A 23,613-nucleotide genomic window follows, 5' to 3' on the forward strand; every position below is an offset into this window, starting at 1 on the left:
GATCAGCTGCAAGGACCGTCCGCCGTGTACAACATGGCGTGGCGTTGCGGCTGTCCGGAAGCCTCGATGTCGACGCGCTGGCCGCGGCACTGGGTGACGTGGTGGCGCGCCATGAAAGTCTGCGAACGGTCTTCTCGGCACCCGACGGCATCCCGCGGCAGGTCGTGCTGGATCCCGACCGGGCCGAGTTCGGCTGGCGCTTCGTCGATTCCACCCGATGGTCCGCGACTCTTTTCGACGACGCCATCGACGCCACGGTGGGTCACCGCTTCGACCTGTCTGCCGAACTGCCCCTTCGGGCCACCCTGTTCAGGCGCAGCGATCACGAGCACGTGCTGGTGGGTGTCGTGCACCATATCGCCGCCGACGGGTGGTCGATCGCTCCGCTGGTGCGCGATCTGGGTCAGGCGTATGCCGCCCGATGCCGAGGACAAGCGCCCGCCTGGACCGAATTGCCGGTGCAGTACCCCGATTACGCGATATGGCAGCACACGCGGTTCGGTGATCTGGCCGATCCCGACAGCCCGATCGCCGCCCAGCTGGCGTTCTGGCGTGACGCCCTGGCCGGGATGCCCGAGCGCATTGCACTGCCGACCGACCGGCCGTACCCGGCGGTCGCGGATCAGCGCGGCGCCACGGTGGCGTTGCAGTGGCCGGCCGAGTTACAGCGGCGGGTACACGAGGTGGCCCGCGAACACAACGCGACGAGCTTTATGGTGGCCCAGGCGGCGCTGGCGGTACTGCTGTCGGCCGTCAGCGCGAGTTCGGATGTGGCCGTTGGCTTTCCGATCGCCGGGCGCCCTGACCCGGCACTGGACGAATTGGTGGGCTTCTTCGTCAACACCCTGGTACTGCGCATCGACGTGACCGGCGATCCCACCGTCGCCGAGCTGCTGGCGCAGGTTCGCCAGCGCAGCCTGGCCGCCTACGAACACCACGACCTACCGTTCGAGGTGCTGGTCGAACGGTTGAACCCGACCCGAAGCCTGGCACATCACCCGCTGATCCAGGTGATGCTGGGCTGGCAAAACGCCCAGCCCGCCGAGCTGCGACTGGGCGATGTGAAGGCCACGGCGCTCCCGATCGATACCCACACCGCACGCATGGACGTGTCGTTCTCCTTGACCGAACTCTTCACCGCGGCCGGTGAGCCGGCCGGGATTTCCGGCACGATTGAATATCGCACCGACGTATTCGACGCCGACAGCATCGAGGAATTGGCCGAGCGCCTTCAGCGGGTGTTAACGGCTATGACATCCGATGCGGCGCAACGCCTCTCGTCGATCCAGCTATTGGGCGCCGACGAGCATGCCAGGCTGGATATCTTGGGTAACCGCACGATGTTGGCACTGCCCGCGCCGGTGGCGGTGTCGGTGCCGGAATTCTTCGGCGAGCATGCGCAGCGCACCCCGGACGCGGTAGCCATTACTTACGCGGGCAGGTCACTGAGCTATCGCGAACTCGACGCATCCGCCAACCGGCTGGCACATCTACTGGCCACCCGAGGTGCTGGGCCGGGAACGATTGTGGCGCTGTTATTTTCGCGTTCCACCGATGCTGTTGTCGCGATGCTGGCGGTGCTGAAGACGGGGGCAGCGTATCTGCCGATGGATCCGGCGCATCCCGACGCGCGAATCGGGTTCATGCTCACCGACGCCGCGCCGGTCGCCGTCGTCACCACCGCGGAGCTGGGACCGCGGCTCAGCGATTACAACCTCGCGGTCATCGACATCGATGACCCTGTCGTGGGATCGCAGCCGGCGACGGCGCTGCCGGCGCCCTCGCCTGACGACATCGCGTACCTGATCTACACGTCGGGCACCACCGGTGTACCCAAAGGTGTTGCGGTCAGCCACCGCAACCTGGCCCACCTCGCGGTGTCCACGCCCAGCCAGCTGCCGGTGATGCAGGTATGGACGCAATGCCACTCCTACGGATTCGACTTCTCGGTCTGGGAGATCTGGGCCGCCCTGCTCGGCGGCGGACGATTGGTCGTCGTCCCCGAAGTAGTGGCGGCCTCGCCGCACGACTTCCATGCTTTGTTGGTTGCCGAACACGTCAACGTGCTCACCCAAACCCCCTCCGCTGCAGCGGCATTGACTCCGGACGGGCTGGAGTCGGTGTCGCTGCTCCTCGGCGGGGAGGCCTGCCCCGCCGAGGTGGTGGATCAGTGGGCGCACGGGCGGATGGTGATCAACGCGTACGGCCCCACCGAAGCCACCGTCTACGCCTCGATGAGCAACCCTCTCGCGGCGGGATCGGGCGCCGCACCCATCGGCGTACCCGTGGCCACCTCGGCGCTGTTCGTATTGGACCCCTGGCTGCGCCCGGTACCGGCCGGAGTGGTCGGCGAGCTGTACGTCGCCGGCACCGGGGTGGCGTACGGATACCTCGGCCGGGCCGAGTTGACGGCCTCGCGATTTATCGCCTGCCCGTACGGCGAACCCGGCACCCGGATGTACCGCACCGGCGACCTGGTGCGCTGGCGCGCCGACGGGCAACTCGACTACCTCGGCCGCGCCGACGAGCAGGTCAAAATCCGCGGCTACCGAATCGAACTCGGCGAAATCCAAACCGCGCTCGCCGCCCTCGGCGGCGTGGATCAGGCCGTCGTCGTCACCCGCGACGAGCGCGCCGCCACCCGGCTCGTCGCCTACGTCACGGGGACGGCCGACCCGGCCGGGCTGCGCGCCGCGCTGGCCGAGCAGCTTCCGGCGTACATGGTCCCGTCGGCGATCGTCGTGCTGGACGCGCTGCCGCTGACCGTCAACGGAAAACTCGACACCCGCGCGCTGCCCGCACCCGATTACGAGGATGCCGGTCGCTATCGCGCCCCCGCGGACGCTATCGAAGAAATCCTGGCCGGTATCTACGCCCAAGTCCTCGGCCTCGAACGCGTCGGCATCGATGACTCGTTCTTCGACCTGGGCGGCGACAGCATCTTGTCGATGCAAGTGGTTGCCCGGTCGCGCGCGGCCGGTGTGTTGTGCCGTCCGCGTGACATTTTCGTCGAGCAGACCGTGGCGCGGCTGGCCCGGGTGGCCAGCGTGGTCGACGACGAAGCCGCCGGCGACGATGCGGGCATCGGACCGGTGGTGGCCACCCCGATCATGCGATGGCTGCGCGACGTCGACGGCCCGGTCGCGCAGTTCAACCAGACGGTCGTCGTGCAGGCACCGGCGGGCGTGACCGAGGCCGACGTGGCAATGGTGTTGCAAGCCCTGCTGAATCGGCACGCGATGCTGCGGCTACGGGTCGGCGATGCGTGGTCGTTGCAGGTGCGCGAGGCCGGAGCGGTCGACGCGCGGAGCTGTCTGCAATCCGTGGAAGTGCTCTCCGATGAGGTGCTGGTGCGGGCGCGTGAGCGGTTGGATCCGGGCAGCGGGACGATGGTGAGCGCGCTGTGGATCACCTCGACGTCCCAGTTGGTACTGATCGCTCACCATCTGGCCGTCGACGGGGTGTCGTGGCGAATCCTGTTGGAGGACATCAATATCGCGTGGGCCCAGCACCGCAGCGGGCAGCCGATAACACTGCCGGCGCCCGGGACCTCGTTCGCCCGGTGGGCTTCGCTGCTCGATGAGCACGCCCACTCCGCGGCGGTGCTTCGAAGCGCGCACGCGTGGCGGCAGGTCGCCGCCGTGCCGAACGCATTGCCGGCACCCCGGCCCGAGCTGGACACCTACGCCAGCGCGGGACAGTTGTCGGCCGAACTCGATGCCGAGACGACCCGCATGCTGCTCACCGAGGTCCCCGCGGCGTTTCACGCAGGCGTACAAGACATTCTGTTGATCGCGTTCGGCTTGGCCTGGGCGGAGTTCTTGGACACCGGCGCGGCCATCGGTATCGATGTCGAAGGCCACGGCCGCCACGACGAATTGGCCGCCGGTGTCGACTTGTCCCGCACGGTGGGGTGGTTCACCACGAAATACCCGGTGGCGCTGCGCATCGGCGATCTGGATTGGGCGCAGCTGATTGCCGGTGATCCCGCGCTGGGTGCGGCGGTCAAGGACGCCAAGGAACAACTGCGGGCGCTGCCCGATCCGCTCAGCTACGGGCTGCTGCGTTATCTCAATCCCGACGCCGAGCTGACCGGAACCGACCCCGCGATCGCGTTCAACTACCTCGGACGACTCGGCGCTGGCGCCGCCGAGCTGTCCGACGATCTGTGGCGGGTCAGCCGGGACGGCGCAGCGGTGGCGACCACCGCCTCGGCGATCCCAATGCCGTTGGGACACAGCGTAGAACTCAATGCCGTCACCATTGATACCGACACCGGTCCACGCCTGCAGGCGACGTGGACATGGGCGCCCTCGGTGCTCGGCGGCGAGCAGGTCGACCGCCTCAGCGCGTTGTGGTTCGACGCGTTGACGGGGATCTGCGCACACGTTCGCCGCGGCGGAGGCGGGCTGACACCGTCGGATATTCTCCCGGCCCGCCTGACCCAGCAGCAGCTCGACGAGCTGTGCCGGCAAGACCACGTCGCCGACGTCCTGCCGCTCACCCCGCTGCAGCAGGGGCTGCTCTTCCACGCCAGCGCCGCGAACGACAACACCGACGACCTGTACGCGATGCAGCTGGATCTCACCATCGCGGGGCCGCTCGATGCGGACCGGCTGCACGAAGCGGTGCGTACAGTGGTCAACCGGCACCCCAACCTGGCCGCCCGATTCTGTCGGCAGTTCGACGAGCCGGTGCAGGTCATGCTCGTCAATCCCGTTGTGGCCTGGCGGTTCTACGTGCTGAGCTCCGAGGAGCGAATCCAGCAGATCTGTGCCGCCGAACGCACCGCGGTCTGCGATCTGACCGAACCGCCGGCATTCCGGGTCGCGTTGATCCGCACCGGCGACGACGTGTACCGCTGTGTGCTGACGAATCACCACATCGTGCTGGATGGCTGGTCATTGCCCATCCTGGCGCAGGAGATCTTCGCCGGCTACCACGGGCAGCGGCTACCCGCGGCCAGGTCCTATCGGAGGTTCGTCGCCTGGCTGGCCGAACGAGACGTCGGCGCCGCGGAGCTGGCCTGGCGAGAAGTGTTGGCCGGCTTGGATTCGCCCACCCTGGTGGGCCCGCCGGGTCGGGTGCGGCCCGGACGCCGCGGCAGCGCCGGTTCGGCCTTGTCGGAGCAGACTACCCACGCGCTGGGCGCGCTGGCCCGCGCGCATCACACCACCGTCAACACCGTGTTGCAGGCCGGCTGGGCGCAGGTGCTGATGTGGCTGACCGGCCAGCGCGACGTCGTCTTCGGCACCGCTGTCTCGGGCCGCCCGCCCGAGCTGGCCGGCTCCGATTCGATGGTCGGCCTGCTGATCAACACCGTGCCGGTGCGGGCCACCAGCACCGCGGTCACCACCACCGCCGACGTGCTGGATCAGCTGCACCGCGCCAACAACCACACCTTCGACCACCAGCACCTGGCGCTGACCGAAATCCAGCGCGCCGCAGGCCACGACCAACTCTTCGACACCCTGTTCGTCTACGAGAACTACCCCATCGACACGTCCACCGCGCTCGGCGGCGGCTTGGCCATCACCGCGATGACCGCCCGCGAATTCAACCACTACCCGCTGACCCTGCAGGCGATGCCCGCCGACGAACTCGGCCTGCGCGTGGAATACGACACCGAGCTATTCGACGCGAAAACCGTTGAGGCGCTGATCGGGCGGTTGCACCGGGTACTGGCGGCGATGACCGCGGATCCGGAACAACGGCTGTCCTCGATCCAGCTGCTGGACGACGCCGAACACGCCCGGCTCGACGAGCTCGGCAACCGAGCGGCGCTGACGCGACATGGTCCCGCTCCCAAGCCGATTCCGCAGCTGTTCACCGCGCAGGCCGTACGCACCCCCGATGCGATCGCGATCACCTGCGACGGCCACTCGATCACCTACCGCGAATTGGACGAGTCCGCCAACCGGATGGCGCATCTGCTCGCCGACCAGGGTGCTCGCCCGGGACATTCGGTGGCACTGCTTTTTTCACGCTCTGCCGAGGCCATCGTCGCTATGCTGGCGGTGCTCAAGACCGGCGCGGCGTACCTCGCGATCGACCCCGCGCATCCCGACAGCCGCATCGAGTTCATGCTCACCGATGCCGCGCCCGTCGCCGCGCTCACCACTGCGGGCCTGCGGCCGCGGCTGCGCGGGCACGACCTACCGATCATCGACGTCGACGACCCCGCCGTCGTTCTGCAACCCGCCAGTGCGCCAGAAGCAACGCCGTCGCCGGACGACGTCGCTTACCTGATCTATACCTCCGGCACCACTGGTGTCCCGAAAGGTGTTGCGGTCACTCATCGCAACCTGGCCCACCTGGCCGAGTCGACGCCCGCTGCGCTGCCCGTGCCACAGGTGTGGACGCAATGCCATTCCTATGGCTTCGATTTCTCGGCATGGGAGATCTGGGCCGCGCTGCTCGGGGGTGGCCGCCTGGTGGTGGTACCCGAGGCGGTGACCAGCTCGCCACCGGACTTCCACGCCCTGCTGGTGCGCGAACGGGTCAACGTGCTCACCCAAACACCCTCGGCCGCAGCGGCCTTGACTCCGCAGGGCCTCGAGTCGGTAGCGGTGCTGCTGGGAGGGGAGGCATGCCCCGCGGAGGTGGTGGATCAGTGGGCGCCCGGCCGGGTGGTGATCAATGCCTACGGCCCCACCGAAGCCACCGTGTACGCCTCGATGAGCGCCCCGCTGACACCGGGCACCGCCGTCGTCCCGATCGGAGCGCCGGTATCGACCGCGGCCCTGTTCGTCCTCGACGGCTGGTTGCGCCGGGTGTCACCCGGAGTGGTCGGCGAGTTGTATGTGGCCGGGGCGGGCGTGGCAGGTGGATATCTAGGCCGCACCGAGTTGACCGCATCCCGTTTTGTCGCATGCCCTTACGGACGACCGGGCGATCGGATGTATCGCACCGGAGACATGGTGCGCTGGCGCGACGACGGGCAACTCGACTACCTGGGCCGTGCCGACGATCAGGTCAAGATCCGCGGTTACCGGGTCGAACTCGGCGAAATTCAAACCGCCCTGGCCAGCCTCGACGGCGTCGAACAGGCCGTGGTGATCACCCGCGAGGACCGCCTCGGCGCCAAACGGCTCGTCGGCTACGTCACCGGATCCGCCGACACGGCCGCGCTGCGCAGCGCACTGGTCGAGCGGCTGCCGTCCTACATGGTGCCGTCCGCGTTGGTCGCCCTGGAGACACTGCCGCGTACGCCCAACGGCAAGCTCGACATCCGTGCCCTGCCCGCACCCGAATATCAGGGTATCGGCGGCGATCACCGCGCCCCGTCTACGGCCATCGAGGAGATCCTCGCCGGCATTTACGCGCAAGTCCTCGGTGTCGAACAGGTCGGTGTCGACGATTCCTTCTTCGACCTCGGCGGCGACTCGCTGCTGGCGATGCGCCTGATCGCCACGATCAACTCGGGCCTCGACGCAGGTCTGCAGGTGCACACCCTGTTCGATGCCCCGACGATCTCCCGGCTGGCACCGCGTGTCGGGACCGGTCGAGGATGGCTGGAGCCATTGGCGGCCTGGTCGCGACCCGCGGTGGTGCCGCTGTCCTTCGCCCAATCCCGGTTGTGGTTCCTGGATCAGTTGCAAGGGCCGTCCCCCGTCTACAACATGGCGGTCGCGTTGCGGTTGTCCGGTCGCCTCGATGTCGACGCGCTCGGAGCCGCGCTCGGCGATGTGGTCGCCCGGCACGAGAGCTTGCGGACGCTGTATGTGGCGCCCGACGGCGTCCCCCAGCAGGTGGTGGTGGCCGCCGAGCGCGCCGAGTTCACCTGGCAGGTGGTCGATGCCCGCGACTGGACCACCGCGAAGCAGGACGCGGCGTTCGAGGCCGCAGCGGGATACACCTTCGATCTGACAAACGAAATCCCGCTACGCGCAACTCTTTTCCACCTGGCCACCGATGAGCACGTACTGGTCGGCGTGGTTCACCACATCGCCGCCGACGGCTCCTCGGTCGCCCCGCTGGTACGCGATCTGGGCGTGGCGTACGCCGCGCGGTGTGCCGGACAACCACCGGCCTGGATGCAATTGCCGGTGCAATACGCCGATTACACACTGTGGCAGCACGCGCAGTTCGGCCGTCTGGACGACCCCGGCAGCCCCATCGCCACCCAGCTGTCCTACTGGCAAGACGAGCTGGCCGGAATACCCGAACGCTTGACGCTTCCCACCGATCGGCCCTACCCGGCGGTGGCCGACCAGCGCGGCGCGACCGTGGACATCGAGTGGCCGGCCGAATTGCAGCAGCGGGTGCGTACGCTGGCCCGCGAGCACAACGCGACCAGCTTCATGGTGGTGCAAGCCGCCCTCGCCGTGCTGCTGGCATCCGTCAGCGCGAGTTCCGATGTCGCCGTGGGCTTCCCGATCGCGGGGCGCCGCGAGGTGGCACTCGATGAGCTGGTGGGCTTCTTCGTCAACACCCTGGTGCTGCGCGTCGAGGTCAACGGCGATCCCACCATCATCGAGCTACTGGCCCAGGTCCGCCAGCGCAGCCTGAGCGCCTACGAACACCAGGACGTACCCTTCGAAGTTCTCGTCGAACGCCTCAACCCTTCCCGCAGCCTCGCGCATCACCCGCTGGTCCAGGTGATGTTGGGCTGGCAGAACCTGTACGGCGACGACCCCGCCGCCGCGTTGGCGCTAGGTGAAGTCCGGGCCACCCCGCTGCCGATTGAAACCCGCACCGCACGAATGGATTTGGCGTTCTCACTGGTGGAACGTTGGACCCGCGCCGGTGAGCCTGCCGGTATCCGCGGGACGGTGGAGTATCGCACCGACGTGTTCGACGCCGACAGTATCCATACCCTGACCCGGCGATTCGAGCGGGTGCTGGAAGCCGTCACCACCGACCCCACCCGGCGGTTCTCCTCGATCCGGTTGCTGGATGTGGGCGAGCGCGGCCGCCTCGACGAGATCGGCAACCGCGCCATATTGACCCGGCCTGCCGCGACCGCGAAGTCGGTCCCGGCACTGTTCGCCGCACATGTGGCCCGCGCACCCGAAGCGGTGGCGATCACCTTCGAGGGCGACTCGTTGACTTATCGCGGCCTCGATGAGGCCTCGAACCGATTGGCGCACTTGCTGATTGCTAACGGCGTGCGGGCTGGACAGTGTGTGGCGCTCGTGATGGAGCGCTCGGCCGAGGCGATCGTCGCGATGCTCGCGGTGCTGAAGACGGGTGCTGCCTACCTGGCGATCGACCCGGCGCTGCCCGACGCTCGGATCGGCTTCATGCTCACCGATGCCGCGCCGTCCGCCGCGATCACCGCCCGGCAGCTGCTGCACCGATTGGACGGTCACGACCTCGCGGTGATCAGCATCGACGACCCCGCGGTGGGCATTCAGCCCGGAACCGCGCTGCCGGCGCCGTCGGCCGACGAGATCGCCTACCTCGTCTACACCTCGGGTACCAGCGGCACTCCCAAGGGGGTGGCGGTCACGCACCGCAACCTGGCGCACTTGGCGGAGTCGACACCGCGAGAGCTGCCGCGCGACCAGGTGTGGACGCAGTGCCACTCGTATGCGTTCGACTTCTCGGTGTGGGAGATCTGGGCCGCCCTGCTCGGCGGAGCCCGGCTGGTGGTGGTGCCCGAGGCGGTGACGACCTCACCGGACGACTTCCACGCCCTGCTCGTCACCGAGCGTGTCAATGTGCTGACCCAAACTCCTTCTGCGATAGCGGCGTTGGCGCCGCGGCAATTGGAGTCGACGGCGGTGCTGCTCGGCGGCGAGCCCTGCCCGGCCGAGGTGGTGCGGCAATGGGCGCACGGTCGCGTGGTGATCAACGCCTACGGCCCCAGCGAGGCCACCGTGTACGCATCGATGAGCGCCCCGTTGGCGCCGGACACGGCAGTGGTACCGATCGGTGCGCCGGTGTCGACAGCTGCGCTGTTCGTCCTCGATGGCTGGTTGCGCCCAGTGCCCATTGGCGTGGTCGGCGAGTTGTACATCGCCGGCGACGGCGTGGCGTGCGGGTATGTCGGACGAGCCGGCCTGACGGCAGCACGGTTCATTGCGTGCCCCTTCGGTGAACCGGGATCGCCTGGACAAAGGATGTATCGCACCGGAGACCTGGTGCGATGGCGGGCGGACGGACAGCTCGACTACCTCGGGCGTGCCGACGAGCAGGTCAAAATCCGCGGCTACCGCATCGAGCTCGGCGAGATCCGGTCAGCGCTGGCCAGTTTGGACGGCGTGGACCAGGCGGTGGTGGTCACCCGCGAAGACCGCCCCGGCACTGCCCGCCTGGTCGGCTACATCACCGGCACCGCCGACCCCGCTCAGATACGCGCGGCGCTGGCCGATCGGCTGCCGCCGTACATGATCCCGTCGGCGGTGGTGCTGATCGACGCGCTGCCGTTGACGGTCAACGGGAAACTCGACACCCGCGCCCTGCCGGCTCCGGAGTATCGCGATGTGGATCGCTACCGCGCTCCTGGTAGCGCCACCGAGGAAATCCTGGCCACGATCTACGCCCAAGTCCTCGGCCTGGAGCGGGTCGGGGTCGACGATTCCTTCTTCGATCTGGGCGGCGACAGCATCTTGTCGATGCAAGTGGTCGCCCGGGCGCGGGCGGCCGGTGTGGTATGCCGTCCGCGCGACATTTTCGTCGAACAGACGGTCGCGCGGCTGGCCCAGGTTGCCACGGTGGCCCGCGATCAAGTGATCGTCGATGACGGCGTCGGGCCCGCGGTGGCTACCCCGATTATGCGCTGGCTGCTGAACACCGACGGTCCGGTCGAGGATTTCAACCAGGCATTGGTGGTGCAGGCGCCCGCCGCGGTGACCGAGGACGACGTGGTGCTCGTTCTCCAGGCGTTGCTCGATCGGCACGCCATGCTGCGGTTGCGCGTAGCCACCGACGGCTCCCTGGAAGTACCCGAGGTCGGTTCGGCGGATGCCCGCGGGTGCCTGGACACCGTCGACGAACTGTCCGAATCGGCGCTGGTCGCGGCCCGGGCGCGGCTGAACCCGGCCGCCGGGGCGATGTTGAGCGCCGTGTGGGCGACCCGCACCGGTCAGCTGATGCTGATCATCCATCACCTGGCCGTCGATGCGGTGTCATGGCGAATCCTGTTGGAGGATATCAATATCGCCTGGGGTCAGCAGCACAACGGGCAACCGATCGCGCTACCCGCCGGCGGAACGTCGTTCGCCCGCTGGTCGTCACTGCTGTCCGAATACGCGCGCGCCGCGGCGGTCGTCGAGCAGGCCGACGCCTGGACGCGCGCGCTGGCGACCCCGGCCGCGATTCCCGCACCAAACCCCGACGTCGACACCTACGCAAGTGCCGGCCAGCTGGCGGTGGAGCTGGACATCGAGACCACCCGAATGCTGCTGGGGGAGGTGCCCGCCGCGTTTCACGCCGGCGTGCAAGACATTCTGTTGATCGCGTTCGCAATGGCCTGGGCAGAGTTTCTGAACAGCGACTCGCCGATCGGCATCGAAGTCGAGGGCCACGGCCGACACGAGGAGCTGGCCGACGATGTGGACCTGTCGCGCATCGTGGGCTGGTTCACCACCAAATACCCGGTGGCACTGAGTGTCGACGGCCTGAACTGGACGCGGGTGCGCGCCGGCGACCCGCCGCTGGGTGCGCTGATCAAGGATGCAAAAGAACAACTGCGCGCGCTGCCGGACGGACTCACCTACGGGCTGCTGCGCTATCTTAACCCCGAGGTCGACCTGACCGGGCCCGACCCGGCAATCGGGTTCAACTATCTCGGGCGGCTCGGCGGCGCGGCCGAACTCTCCGACGACCTGTGGCAGATCAGCCAAGACGGGCTCTCGATGGCCGCGGCATCGGCTGCGATTCCAATGCCGTTGGGGCACACCGTCGAACTCAACGCGAGCACGCTGGACACCGACGCCGGACCTGCGCTGCACGCGAACTGGACCTGGGCGCCCTCGGCGATCGGTGAGGCGCAGATCAGCCGGCTCAGCCAGCTGTGGTTCGACGCCCTGGCGGGAATCTGCGCTCACGTCCAGCGCGGTGGCGGCGGACTGACCCCGTCCGATATCGTCCCGGCGCAACTGAATCAGCAGCAGATCGACGAGTTGTGCCGGCAGGACCCCACCGCCGATATCCTGCCGCTCACCCCGCTGCAGCAGGGACTGCTGTTCCACGCCAACACAATCCACGGCAACACCGACGATGTCTACGCCATGCAACTCGGCATCACCATCACCGGCCCGCTGGACCCTGACCGGTTGCGCCGGGCAGTACACACCGTGGTCGGCCGCCACCCCAACCTGGCCGCCCGCTTCTGCCGTGAATTCGACGAACCGGTCCAGGTCATCCCGGCCGATCCGGTGCCGGCGTGGCAATACATCGAACTCGGCGATGATGCGCAGTCCGTCGGGCAAGTGTCCGCCGCCGAACGTAGCGCGGTCTGCAATCTCACTGAGCCACCGGCATTCCGGGTCGCATTGATCCACACCGCCAAGGATCGCCATCGACTTTTGCTCACCAACCACCACATCGTGCTGGATGGCTGGTCGTTACCGATCCTGGCCCAGGAGATCTTCGCCGGCTATTTCGGGCATCGACTCCCCGCACCCACGCCCTACCGCCGGTTCGTCAGTTGGCTGGCCGAACGAGACATCGGTGCCGCGCAAGCGGCCTGGCGAGCGGCGTTCGCGGGGTTCGAGATTCCCACCCTGGTGGGTCCACCAGCGCGAATCGGGCTGGGGCGCAGAGGGGTACGGACATCTCGGGTCGGCGAACAGATGACCCAGTCGCTGAGTGACCTGGCTCGCGCACATCACACCACGCTCAATACGGTGTTGCAGGTCGGCTGGGCACAGCTGCTGATGTGGCTGACCGGTCAGCACGACGTCGCCTTCGGCACCGCGGTCTCCGGCCGTCCCACCGAGCTCCCCGGCGCGGATTCGATGGTGGGCCTGCTGATCAACACGGTCCCGGTGCGGGCCAACTGCACGCCACTGACCACCACCGCCGACCTGCTCAACCAACTGCATCGCGCCAACAACGACACCCTCGAGCACCAGCACCTGGCGCTGTCCGAGATCCACCGCGTGACGGGTCACGACCAACTCTTCGACACGTTGTTCGTGTTCGAGAACTACCCTGTCGACGCCGCCAGCCTCGCCGGTGTCGACGGGCTGGCCATCACCGAGATGACCGCGCGCGAATACAACCACTACCCCCTGACGCTGCAAGCCATGCCCGGCAAGGAACTCGGGCTGCGCGTCGAATACAACACCGACATCTTCGCGGCGGACAGCATCGACACCCTCATCCCGCAGCTGCACGACGTACTCCTGGCCATGACCACCGCACCCACCCGCAGGTTGTCGTCGGTTCAGCTGTTGGACTCCGACGAGCAGGCCCTGATGGATGAGGTCGGCAACCGGGCGATGTTGGCCCGGCGCGCGGCCACGCCGGTGTCGATCCCCGAGTTATTCGCCGAGCACGTACAACGCGACCCGGATGCGGTGGCGGTGAGCTTCCGGGGACGCTCGCACAGCTATCGCGAGCTGGATGCGGCGGCCAACCGGCTTGCGCACCTGGTGGCCGGCCACGGTGCCGGCCCGGGACAGTTTGTGGCACTGCTGTTTACGCGCTCACCTGAAGCCATTGTCGCGATGCTCGCGGTGCTCAAGACCGGAGCGGCCTATCTGGCGATCGACCCGGCGCTGCCCGACGCACGGATCGGGTTCATGCTCGCCGACGCCACCCCGATCGCGGCGCTCACCACCGACGATCTGCGCCCGCGACTCGACGGCTACGACGTATCGATCGTCGACGTCAACGACCCCGTCGTGCACACCCAGCCCGCCACCCCGCCGGCGGCACCGTCGCCCGACAATATCGCGTACCTGATCTACACCTCCGGCACCACCGGTGTTCCCAAAGGTGTTGCGGTCACTCATCGCAACCTGGCCCACCTGGTCAGCTCGACGCCCACACACCTGCCGCTGGCACAGGTGTGGACGCAGTGTCACTCCTACGGCTTCGACTTCTCGGTGTGGGAGATCTGGGCCGCCCTGCTCGGCGGCGGACGCCTCGTCGTGGTGCCGGAGTCGGTAGCCGCCTCACCCGAGGACTTCCACGATCTACTCGTCAATGAACGGGTCACGGTTCTCACCCAAACCCCCTCAGCCGCAGCGACATTGACGCCAGACCGATTGGGCTCGATGGCGGTGTTGCTGGGCGGCGAGGCTTGCCCCGCCGACGTCGTGGACCAATGGGCGGACGGCCGCGTGGTGATCAACGCCTACGGCCCCACCGAAGTCACCGTCTACGCCTCGATGAGTGCGCCCCTGACGGCGGGGTCGGGGACGGCGCCCATCGGCGGACCGGTTTCGACCGCGGCGCTGTTCGTGCTTGACGACTGGCTGCGCCCGGTCCCCATCGGCGTGGTCGGTGAGTTGTATGTCGCCGGCGACGGCGTGGCATGCGGATACCTGCACCGACCGGCATTGACGGCATCACGATTTGTGCCCTGCCCCTTCGGCGAGCGCGGTGCACGAATGTATCGCACCGGAGACCTGGTCCGTTGGCATCCCGACGGGCAGCTGGACTACGTCGGGCGCGCCGACGAGCAGGTCAAGATCCGCGGCTACCGTATCGAGCTGGGTGAAATCCGAACCGCGCTGGCCAATTTGGACGGCGTCGAACAAGCCGCGGTCATCACCCGCGAGGACGCGCCCGCCACCACCCGTGTGGTCGGGTATATCACCGGAACGGCCGACCCCGCCGTGCTGCGAAATGCGTTGGCGGACAGGCTTCCTGCCTACATGATCCCGGCTGCCATCGTGGCACTCGAGGCATTGCCGCTGACCACAAACGGCAAGCTCGATGTCCGCGCCTTACCGGCGCCGGACTACCACGACCGTAGCAACTACCGCGCCCCGACCAATGCCGTCGAGGAAATCCTGACCGGCATCTACGCCCAAGTCCTGGGGCTCGAGCACGTCGGCACCGACGACTCCTTCTTCGACCTCGGCGGCGACTCGCTCTCGGCGATGCGCCTGATCACCGCGATCAACTCCGCTCTCGACGCCGGCCTCGAAGTGCACACCTTGTTCGACGCACCCACCATCGCGCGGTTGGCACCCCGCATCGGCACCGACCGAACCGGGCGGCGTCAGCCGCTGGTCGCAGGTCAGCGGCCGGCCCTGATTCCGCTGTCGTTCGCGCAATCCCGGTTGTGGTTCCTGTATCAGTTCGAGGGCGGGGTCGCGACCTACAACATGCCGACCGCGTTCCGGATCAGCGGGTCACTGGACATCGAGGCACTGGACGCGGCCCTCGACGACGTGATCGCGCGGCACGAATCACTGCGCACCATTTTCGTCGAGATCGACGGCGTCCCCTACCAGGAGGTGCTACCGGCCGCGGCGGGAATGTGGCGGCGCGGCCGCGACGCGGTGGTACCGCTGGCGCGCCACCACATGGTCTCCGAAATGGTGGCATTGGCGAACTACCGGTTCGATTTGTCGGCCGAGATCCCGATTCGTGCCCAGATCTACTCGGTCACAGCCGAGGAATACTACATCGGGATTGTGGTGCACCACATTGCCTTTGACGGATGGTCGCTGGCGCCGATGGTCAGAGACATCGGCGAAGCCTACCGGGCTCGACGACAGCACCGGAACCCGCAACAAGCGCCGCTGTCGGTGCAGTACGTCGACTACACGCTGTGGCAGCGCAAACAATTCGGTGATCTGGCCGACGCCGGCAGCCCGATCGCCGCGCAGCTGGCCTACTGGGAACACGCGCTGGCCGGAATGCCCGAGCGCTTGCAGCTGCCCACCGATCGGCCTTACCCGCTGGTCGCCGATTACCGCGGCTCCCACGTGGCGTTGCAGTGGCCGGCCGAGCTGCAACAGCGCATCCGCGAGACCGCCCGCGAGCACAACGCGACCAGCTTCATGGTGATCCAGGCCGCCCTGGCGGTACTGCTCTCGGCGGTCAGCGCCAGTTGCGATGTGGCGGTGGGCTTCCCGATCGCCGGGCGGCGTGACCCCGCGCTCGACGAACTTGTCGGCTTCTTCGTCAACACCCTGGTGTTGCGCGTCGAGGTGGCCGGTGACCCCACCTATGCCGAGCTGCTGGCGCAGGTCCGCCGACGCAGCCTTTCCGCCTACGAGCACCAAGACGTCCCCTTCGAGGTGCTCGTCGAGCGCATCAATCCCACCCGTTCCCTGACCCATCACCCGCTGATCCAGGTGATGCTGGCCTGGCAGAGCGCCCCGGGACCCCGGGTCGACTCCGCCACCGGATTGACCCTCGATGATCTGCAGGTCGCTCAGTTGCCGATGGACACCCAAACCGCCCGAATGGATTTGGTGTTCCACCTCGCCGAGCACTGGGACGACGCCGGTGACCCGGCCGGGATCGGCGGGACGGTCGAATATCGCACCGACGTGTTCGACGCGGCCACCATCAGTGCGCTGATCGAGCGCCTGCAACGGGTGTTGGTGGCCATCACCACCGACCCAACTCAACGGCTGTCGTCGGCGGATCTCCTTGAACCCGAAGAATATGAGCGCCTGGACCGTTGGGGCAACCGGGCAGTGCTGAGCGGGCGCAGTTCCGACGTCGCGTCGATCCCGCTGCGCTGGGCCGAGCAAGTCGCACGCACTCCCGGTGCGCTCGCCGTCACCTTCGCCGGACTGTCGATGACCTACCGGGAACTCGAGGAGGACGCGAACCGGTTGGCGCATCTGCTGACCGCGCACGGAGCCGCCCCGGGACAGACCGTGGCACTGCTGTTTACCCGTTCGGCCGAGGCGATCATCGCGATCCTGGCGGTGCTGAAAACCGGGGCGGCCTACCTGGCGATCGATCCGGCCCACCCCGACGCCCGCATCGGATTCATGGTCGCCGACGCCAAGCCGGTCGCCGCGATCACCACCGCCGCGCTGTCCGGCCGTCTGGACGGGCACGACCTGGCGGTCATTTCGGTCGACGATCCCCGCATCTCCGGTTACCCGAGCACCGCTCTGCCAATGCCTGCCCCCGATGACACCGCCTACATCATCTACACGTCGGGCACCACCGGCACTCCGAAGGGTGTCGCCGTCGCGCACCGCAACGTGACCCGCCTACTGCACTCGCTAGAAAGCGAGCTGGAGATGAAACAGGCTTGGACACAATGCCATTCGCTGGCGTTCGACTTCTCGGTGTGGGAGATCTGGGGTGCGCTGCTCTATGGCGGGCGCCTGGTGGTGGTGCCCGAATCGGTGGCCCGTTCGCCCGAGGACTTCCACGCGCTGCTGGTCGCCGAACGCGTCGGCGTGCTGAGCCGAACCCCGACGGCGTTCTATGCGCTGCAAACCGCCGATAGGCTGTCGGCCGAGCTCGCCGAACAGCTGGAGCTTCAGACCGTGGTGTTCGGCGGTGAAGCCCTTGAGCCACAACGTCTTCGGACGTGGTTGCAGAGGCATCCGCGCTCGCCACGACTGATCAACATGTACGGCATCACCGAGACGACGGTGCACGCCTCGTTCCGGGAGCTCGTCGACGGCGATGTGGACAGCCCGGTCAGCCCCATCGGCGGTCCGCTGGCACATCTGGCGTTTTTCGTGCTGGACAATTGGTTACGCCGGGTTCCGGCCGGTGTGGTCGGGGAGTTGTACGTGGCCGGTGCCGGGCTGGCCGACGGATACGTGCGCCGGCCCGACTTGACGGCGTCACGGTTCCTGGCGTGCCCCTTCGGGGAGCCGGGGACACGGATGTATCGCACCGGCGACCTGGTGTCCTGGAGCGCCGAGGGGCAGTTGCGGTATGTCGGGCGCGCCGACGAGCAGGTCAAGATCCGCGGCTATCGCATCGAACTCGGCGAGATCGAAAATGCGTTGCTGGACTGCCCGCAGGTCACCCAGGCCGTCACGATGGTGCACCACGGCAACGCCGGCGAGCATCTCGTCGCTTACCTCACCCTGCGGCGTACCAGCACCGCCGACCACGATGCCGAAATCGTCGGCCAGTGGCAGGACGTGTACGACGACCTGTACGACGGCCACGACGCGGTGCCGCAATTCGGCATGGATTTCCGGGGTTGGAACAGCAGCTACACCGGCGAGCCGATTCCGTTAGAGGAGATGTACGAGTGGCGTGCGGCCACGGTGCACCGGATCATGAGCCTGCGGCCCAGCCGGGTACTGGAGATCGGCGCCGGTTCCGGGCTGCTGCTGTCACAGATCGCCCCGCACTGTGAGCGCTACGTCGCGACCGATATGTCGGCGGTGGCCGTCGAGAACCTCACCCGTTCGCTACAGCGGCTGCAGATCCCGTGGCGCGATCGGGTCCAGCTGCTGGCCCGGCCCGCCCACGTCACCGAGGGATTGCGTGCCGGCGACTTCGACACGATCATCGTCAACTCGGTCGTCCAGTACTTCCCGAACGCGGCATACCTGGCCGACGTGATCGGCAACGCCATGGAGCTGCTCGCGCCGGGCGGCGCACTGTTCCTCGGCGACATCCGTAACCACGCCCTGCAGGACGCCTTCCAAACCGGGGTCGCGCTGGCCCGCACCACCACCGCCGACGTCGCCGAGATCCGCCAGCGGGTCCACCGCGCCGTCGTCAGCGAACCTGAATTACTCTTGGCCCCAGAGTTTTTCACCACCTGGGCCGCCGACCACCCGTCCGCTGCCGGACTCGACATCCAGGTCAAGCGCGGGGTTGCCGACAACGAGCTCAACCGGTACCGCTACGACGTCGTCATCCGCAAGACCCCGGGGCCCGTACGTTCCGTGGCGTCGGCGCCCAGCTGGACGTGGAGCGAATGCGCGGGCCTGCTCGGCCTGCACACCCGCCTGGCCTCGCAACGTCCCGCCGCGGTGCGCGTCACCGGGATCCCGCGGGCCGGACTGGCCGACGACGTGCGCATCGAACGCGCCCTCGCCGACGGGCTGCCGTTGGCCGATGCGCTCACCCCGCCCCCGCCGGGCCCCGACAGCGTCACTCCCGAACAACTGCACCGCCTCGGCGAAAACGCCGGCTACCAGGTCGCGGTCACCTGGGGCACCGAGCCGGGCAGCCTTGACGCCGTCTTCCTCGTCTCCGCCGGTGTTCCGCTGACCGACCTCTACCTGCCCCGCGCCGAGACCCACCAGCGCGGCACGCACGCCAACAACCCCAACACCAACATGGAGATCAGCGCGGTGCGCCAGCGGCTGAGCGCGCGGTTACCCGAGTACATGGTGCCGGCGCAGATCGTGGTGATCGACGAGTTCCCGTTGACCTCGTCGGGCAAGATCGACAGCAAGGCGCTTCCGGCGCCGGTGTTCGCCGCCACGCCATTCCAGGCCCCGCACACCGAGACCGAGCAGGTCATCGCGGGGATCTACGCCCAGGTCCTGGGGATCGAGCGGGTCGGCGTCGACGACTCGTTCTTCGATCTCGGCGGCGATTCGCTATCCGCGATGCGCGTGATCGCCGCGATCAACGCCGCTCTCGATGTCCACCTCCCGGTGCGCACCATGTTCTACGCCCCGTCGGTGCGAAACCTCAGTGAGCAGCTCGGCGCCCAGGACAGCGCCGCGGAGGTGGTCGGAGTCGAGGTCTTCCAGGAGGGCTCCGGCGCACCGCTGTGCTGCATTCACGACGGCCTCGGACTGAGCTGGGCGTATCGCGCGCTGGGCGAGTACGTGGATTGCCCGATCATCGGGATCAACCAGATCTCGCACGACGGCGAGGCCGAGCCGGCTTCGATTCGCGGTCTCGCGGCCAACTACGCAGACCGGATCCAAGCCCGCTATCCCGACGGGCCCTACAAGCTGCTCGGCTGGTCGTTCGGCGGCGTCGTCGCCCACGAACTCGCGATCGAACTGCAGCGGCGCGGCCGCGTCGTCGAGAGCCTGGTGCTGATCGACCCGGTGTTCAGCGCCAACAAGTTCGTCGCGAGACTCAACGCCAACCGGGCCATTGCACAGAATCAGGCGCTGGATGAAAGCCACATCCTGGAACACATCTTGCGGACCAATCGGATCGACATTCCCGCGCAGTCCGGACCGCTGGGATACCGGCAAGCCGAAGAATTGGTGCATCAGCACGGAGCGGGGATCCCGCTGCCGCCCCAGCAGCTGCTGGAGTTCATGGTGCACAGCGTCCAGGCCAACCAGCGACACCTGCTGGACCACGTACCCGGCGTGTTCGACGGTGACATGGTCATCTTCTCCGCCGCCCGGGGCAGAACCGACGACAGGCGGGGAAGGTCACGGTGGCGGGGCCTCCGAACCGGGCGAGCGGCCCGGTCCCAGCAGCGGCTTTGGCGTCCGTACGTCGCCGGAGAGATCGCGATCTACTCGGTCGACAGCACGCATCTCGAGATGCTGACCGCCGATGCGCTGAGCACCTACGGCGAACAACTCGGGCTATATCTGCACACCAGGGTGACGCAGCGCTGAGGCCTAGCCTTCGAGCTCCTTCTTCAGATTGGCCAGTACCTCACCCTGAATCTTCCTCAGTCCCAACGGGGCAAACGTCTTTTCGAAAAAGCCCTTGACGCCGCCGGCGCCCTTCCAGCTGGTTTTGACGGTCACGCTAGATCCGGGGCCCGCCGGAGCCACCGTCCAGGTGGTGATCATCGACGAGTTCGCGTCCTTCTCGATGACGCTGTGACCAGCCACATCGACGGTCGCCTGCACGTCGCGACTCCGGGATTTGGTGGCCTGAAGCTTCCACTTCACAACGGTGCCCTGGCCCTGACCGCCCTGCAGCACTTGGTATTCGCTGTAGTGCGGGGACAGAATCTTCGGGCGCACGGTCTGGTAGTCCGCCACCGCGGCGAGCGTGGCCCCGGGCTCGACGTTGATCAAGATGGTGCTGGCTGCGCTGACCTGTGCCATCAGGCGCGACTCCTCTGTTGTGATGCCGCTCGTGAGCGGGTGCACGGGATGTGGTCGAAGACTAGGGTATATGTGGTGCCAGGCTCTGGATCTGCACTCTCGGCTCACACGTCGGGCGTCGATCGGTTGATGGCGAGTTATCGCTCCATCCCCGTAACGTCCGCGGTTCGGCTCGCCAAGCCCACGTCAAACCTGTTCCGCGCCCGCACGAAACGCGATGCCCGCGGCCTGGATACCTCGGGACTGACCGGCGTCCTGAGTGTCGATCCCGATACCCGCACCGCCGATGTGGCCGGCATGTGCACCTATCAGGATTTGGTGGCCGCGACCCTTCCCTACGGCCTGTCGCCGCTGGTCGTTCCGCAGCTCAAGACCATCACGCTCGGCGGCGCGGTCACTGGCCTGGGCATCGAATCGGCGTCCTTCCGTAACGGTTTGCCACACGAATCGGTGCTGGAAATGGATATCCTCACCGGCGCCGGCGAATTACTCACCGCTTCGCGCGATCAGCACTGCGATCTGTTCCGGGCTTTTCCCAATTCCTATGGGACACTCGGCTATTCGACGCGGCTGCGGATCGAGCTAGAACCGATCGCGCCGTTTGTGGCCTTGCGGCACATCCGATTTCACTCGTTGCCCGAACTGATTGCGGCCGCCGAACGCATCATCGACACCGGCGGGCAGGGTGGAATCCCGGTCGACTATCTGGACGGGGTGGTCTTCGGTCCCGACGAGAGCTATCTGTGCGTGGGCCGGCGCACTACCACCCCTGGGCCGGTCAGCGACTACACCGGCAAAAACATCTACTACCAGTCGATGCAGTACGACGCCGCAGGCCCGGCGGACAGCAAAGACGACCGGCTGACGATGCACGACTATTTCTGGCGCTGGGACACCGACTGGTTTTGGTGCTCACGCGCATTCGGCGTGCAGAACCCGCGGCTGCGCCGCTGGTGGCCGCGCCGCTACCGGCGCAGCAGCATCTACTCCAAGCTCGTGGCGATGGATCGCCGGTTCGGTGTCTCCGACCGGATCGAGGCCCGCCATGGGCGTCCGGCCCGGGAACGGGTGGTCCAGGACGTCGAGGTACCGATCGGGCGTGCCTGCGAATTTCTGGAGTGGTTTCTGGACAAGGTGCCGATCACACCGATCTGGTTGTGCCCGTTGCGACTTCGCGATCACGAGGGCTGGCCGCTGTATCCGATACCGGCCGAGGTCAGCTACGTCAACATCGGGTTCTGGTCTTCGGTGCCCGCCGGTGACGGTGCGGGAGTCACCAACCGGGCGATCGAGGCGAAGGTCAGTGAGCTCGACGGGCACAAGTCGTTGTACTCCGACTCCTTCTACAGCCGTGAGGAATTCGACCAGCTGTACGGCGGCGAGGCGTACAAGACGGTCAAGAAGTCCTACGATCCCGACTCTCGTCTGCTCGATCTCTATGCAAAGGCGGTGCAACGGCGATGACGACAACCAAAGAGCCCGACCACTCCATTACGGGCAAACTGAATATGGCCGAGGTGCTGGCCATCTTCACCGCGAGCGGTGGGCACCCACTCAAGTTCACCGCCTACGACGGCAGCACAGCCGGAAGCGCAGACGCCAAGCTGGGACTGGACCTTTGCTCGCCGCGCGGCACGACCTACCTGGCGACGGCGCCCGGCGAGCTCGGCATCGCCCGCGCCTACATCTCGGGAGACCTGCAGCCCATCGGCGTGCATCCGGGCGATCCCTACGAGCTGCTCCGAATGCTGGCCGACCGCGTGGATTTCAAGCGGCCGTCGGCGTGGACCCTGGCTCAGGTGGTCCGCTCGATCGGTATCGAGCACCTGCTGCCGATTGCCCCGCCGGCGCTGGAAACCCCGCCGCGGTGGCGCCGGTTCGCAGAAGGCTTGCTGCACAGCAAGTCCCGCGACGCGGGAGCCATCCATCACCACTACGACGTGTCCAACACGTTCTACGAATGGGTACTGGGGCCGTCGATGACCTACACCTGCGCGGTGTATCCGGACGCCGACGCGACTCTGGAAGAGGCGCAAGACAACAAGTACCGGTTGATCTTCGACAAGCTCAAGCTGCAACCGGGCGACCGACTGCTGGACGTGGGATGCGGCTGGGGCGGCATGGTGCGCTACGCCGCTCGCCACGGCGTCCGGGCCATCGGCGCCACGCTGTCGGCCGAACAGGCGAAGTGGGCCCAACGGGCGATCGAGAACGAGGGCCTCGCCGACCTGGCCGAGGTGCGCCACTCCGACTACCGCGACGTGCGGGAGTCGGGCTTTGACGCCGTCTCGTCGATCGGGCTGACCGAGCACGTCGGGGTGAAGAACTACCCCACGTATTTCAGTTTCCTCAAGTCGAAGCTGCGCACCGGCGGGCTGCTGCTCAACCACTGCATCACCCGTCACGACAACGAGCAGCACACCTTTGCCGGCGGTTTCACCGACCGCTACGTCTTCCCCGACGGGGAGCTCACCGGTTCGGGACGCATCATGATCGACATTCAGGACTCGGGTTTCGAGGTGTTGCACACCGAGAACTTCCGCCACCACTACGCGATGACGTTGCGCGACTGGTGCCGCAACCTCGTCGAGCACTGGGACGAGGCGGTGGAGGAGGTGGGTCTTCCCGTCGCCAAGGTGTGGGGCCTGTACATGGCGGCATCACGAGTTGCGTTCGACGAGAACAACCTTCAGCTCCATCACGTGCTGGCCGCCAACGTGGAGCGGCGCGGCGCCGACGATCTGCCGCTGCGCCCGTGGTGGCGACCCTAACG

Annotated in this window: 4 protein-coding genes; 3 read left to right on the forward strand and 1 reads right to left on the reverse strand. The window is 67.3% G+C overall.

Annotated features, from left to right (window positions below):
- Nucleotides 1-38 precede the first annotated feature (38 nt).
- Nucleotides 39-20,399, forward strand: a complete 20,361-nt coding sequence (locus tag AC5Y5O_RS09605) for a non-ribosomal peptide synthetase (protein ID WP_500024837.1) — start codon at nt 39-41, stop codon at nt 20,397-20,399.
- A gap of 3 nt (nt 20,400-20,402) precedes the next feature.
- Here the strand turns inward: AC5Y5O_RS09605 and AC5Y5O_RS09610 are convergent, their stop codons facing one another.
- Complete coding sequence (locus tag AC5Y5O_RS09610; RefSeq protein ID WP_096291426.1) at nt 20,403-20,840, reverse strand: SRPBCC family protein; 438 nt, start codon at nt 20,838-20,840, stop codon at nt 20,403-20,405.
- Nucleotides 20,841-20,969: 129 nt separating this feature from the next.
- On the opposite strand from AC5Y5O_RS09610, the gene AC5Y5O_RS09615 reads away from it, so the two are divergent.
- A complete protein-coding gene (locus AC5Y5O_RS09615; RefSeq protein WP_500024839.1) occupies nt 20,970-22,304 on the forward strand; it encodes an FAD-binding oxidoreductase in 1,335 nt (444 codons plus the stop codon).
- A complete protein-coding gene (locus AC5Y5O_RS09620; protein ID WP_207768614.1) occupies nt 22,301-23,611 on the forward strand; it encodes a class I SAM-dependent methyltransferase in 1,311 nt (436 codons plus the stop codon). The genes AC5Y5O_RS09615 and AC5Y5O_RS09620 overlap by 4 nt, the downstream gene beginning before the upstream one ends.
- The last annotated feature ends 2 nt before the right edge of the window (nt 23,612-23,613 follow it).

Source organism: Mycobacterium sp. NGS40, from assembly GCF_059812735.1.

Coding starts and splice junctions, on each gene's coding strand:
- AC5Y5O_RS09620 (WP_207768614.1), top strand. CDS start 22,301: ATGACGACAACCAAAGAGCCCGACCACTCCATTACGGGCAAACTGAAT.
- AC5Y5O_RS09610 (WP_096291426.1), bottom strand. CDS start 20,840: ATGGCACAGGTCAGCGCAGCCAGCACCATCTTGATCAACGTCGAGCCC.
- AC5Y5O_RS09615 (WP_500024839.1), top strand. CDS start 20,970: ATGGCGAGTTATCGCTCCATCCCCGTAACGTCCGCGGTTCGGCTCGCC.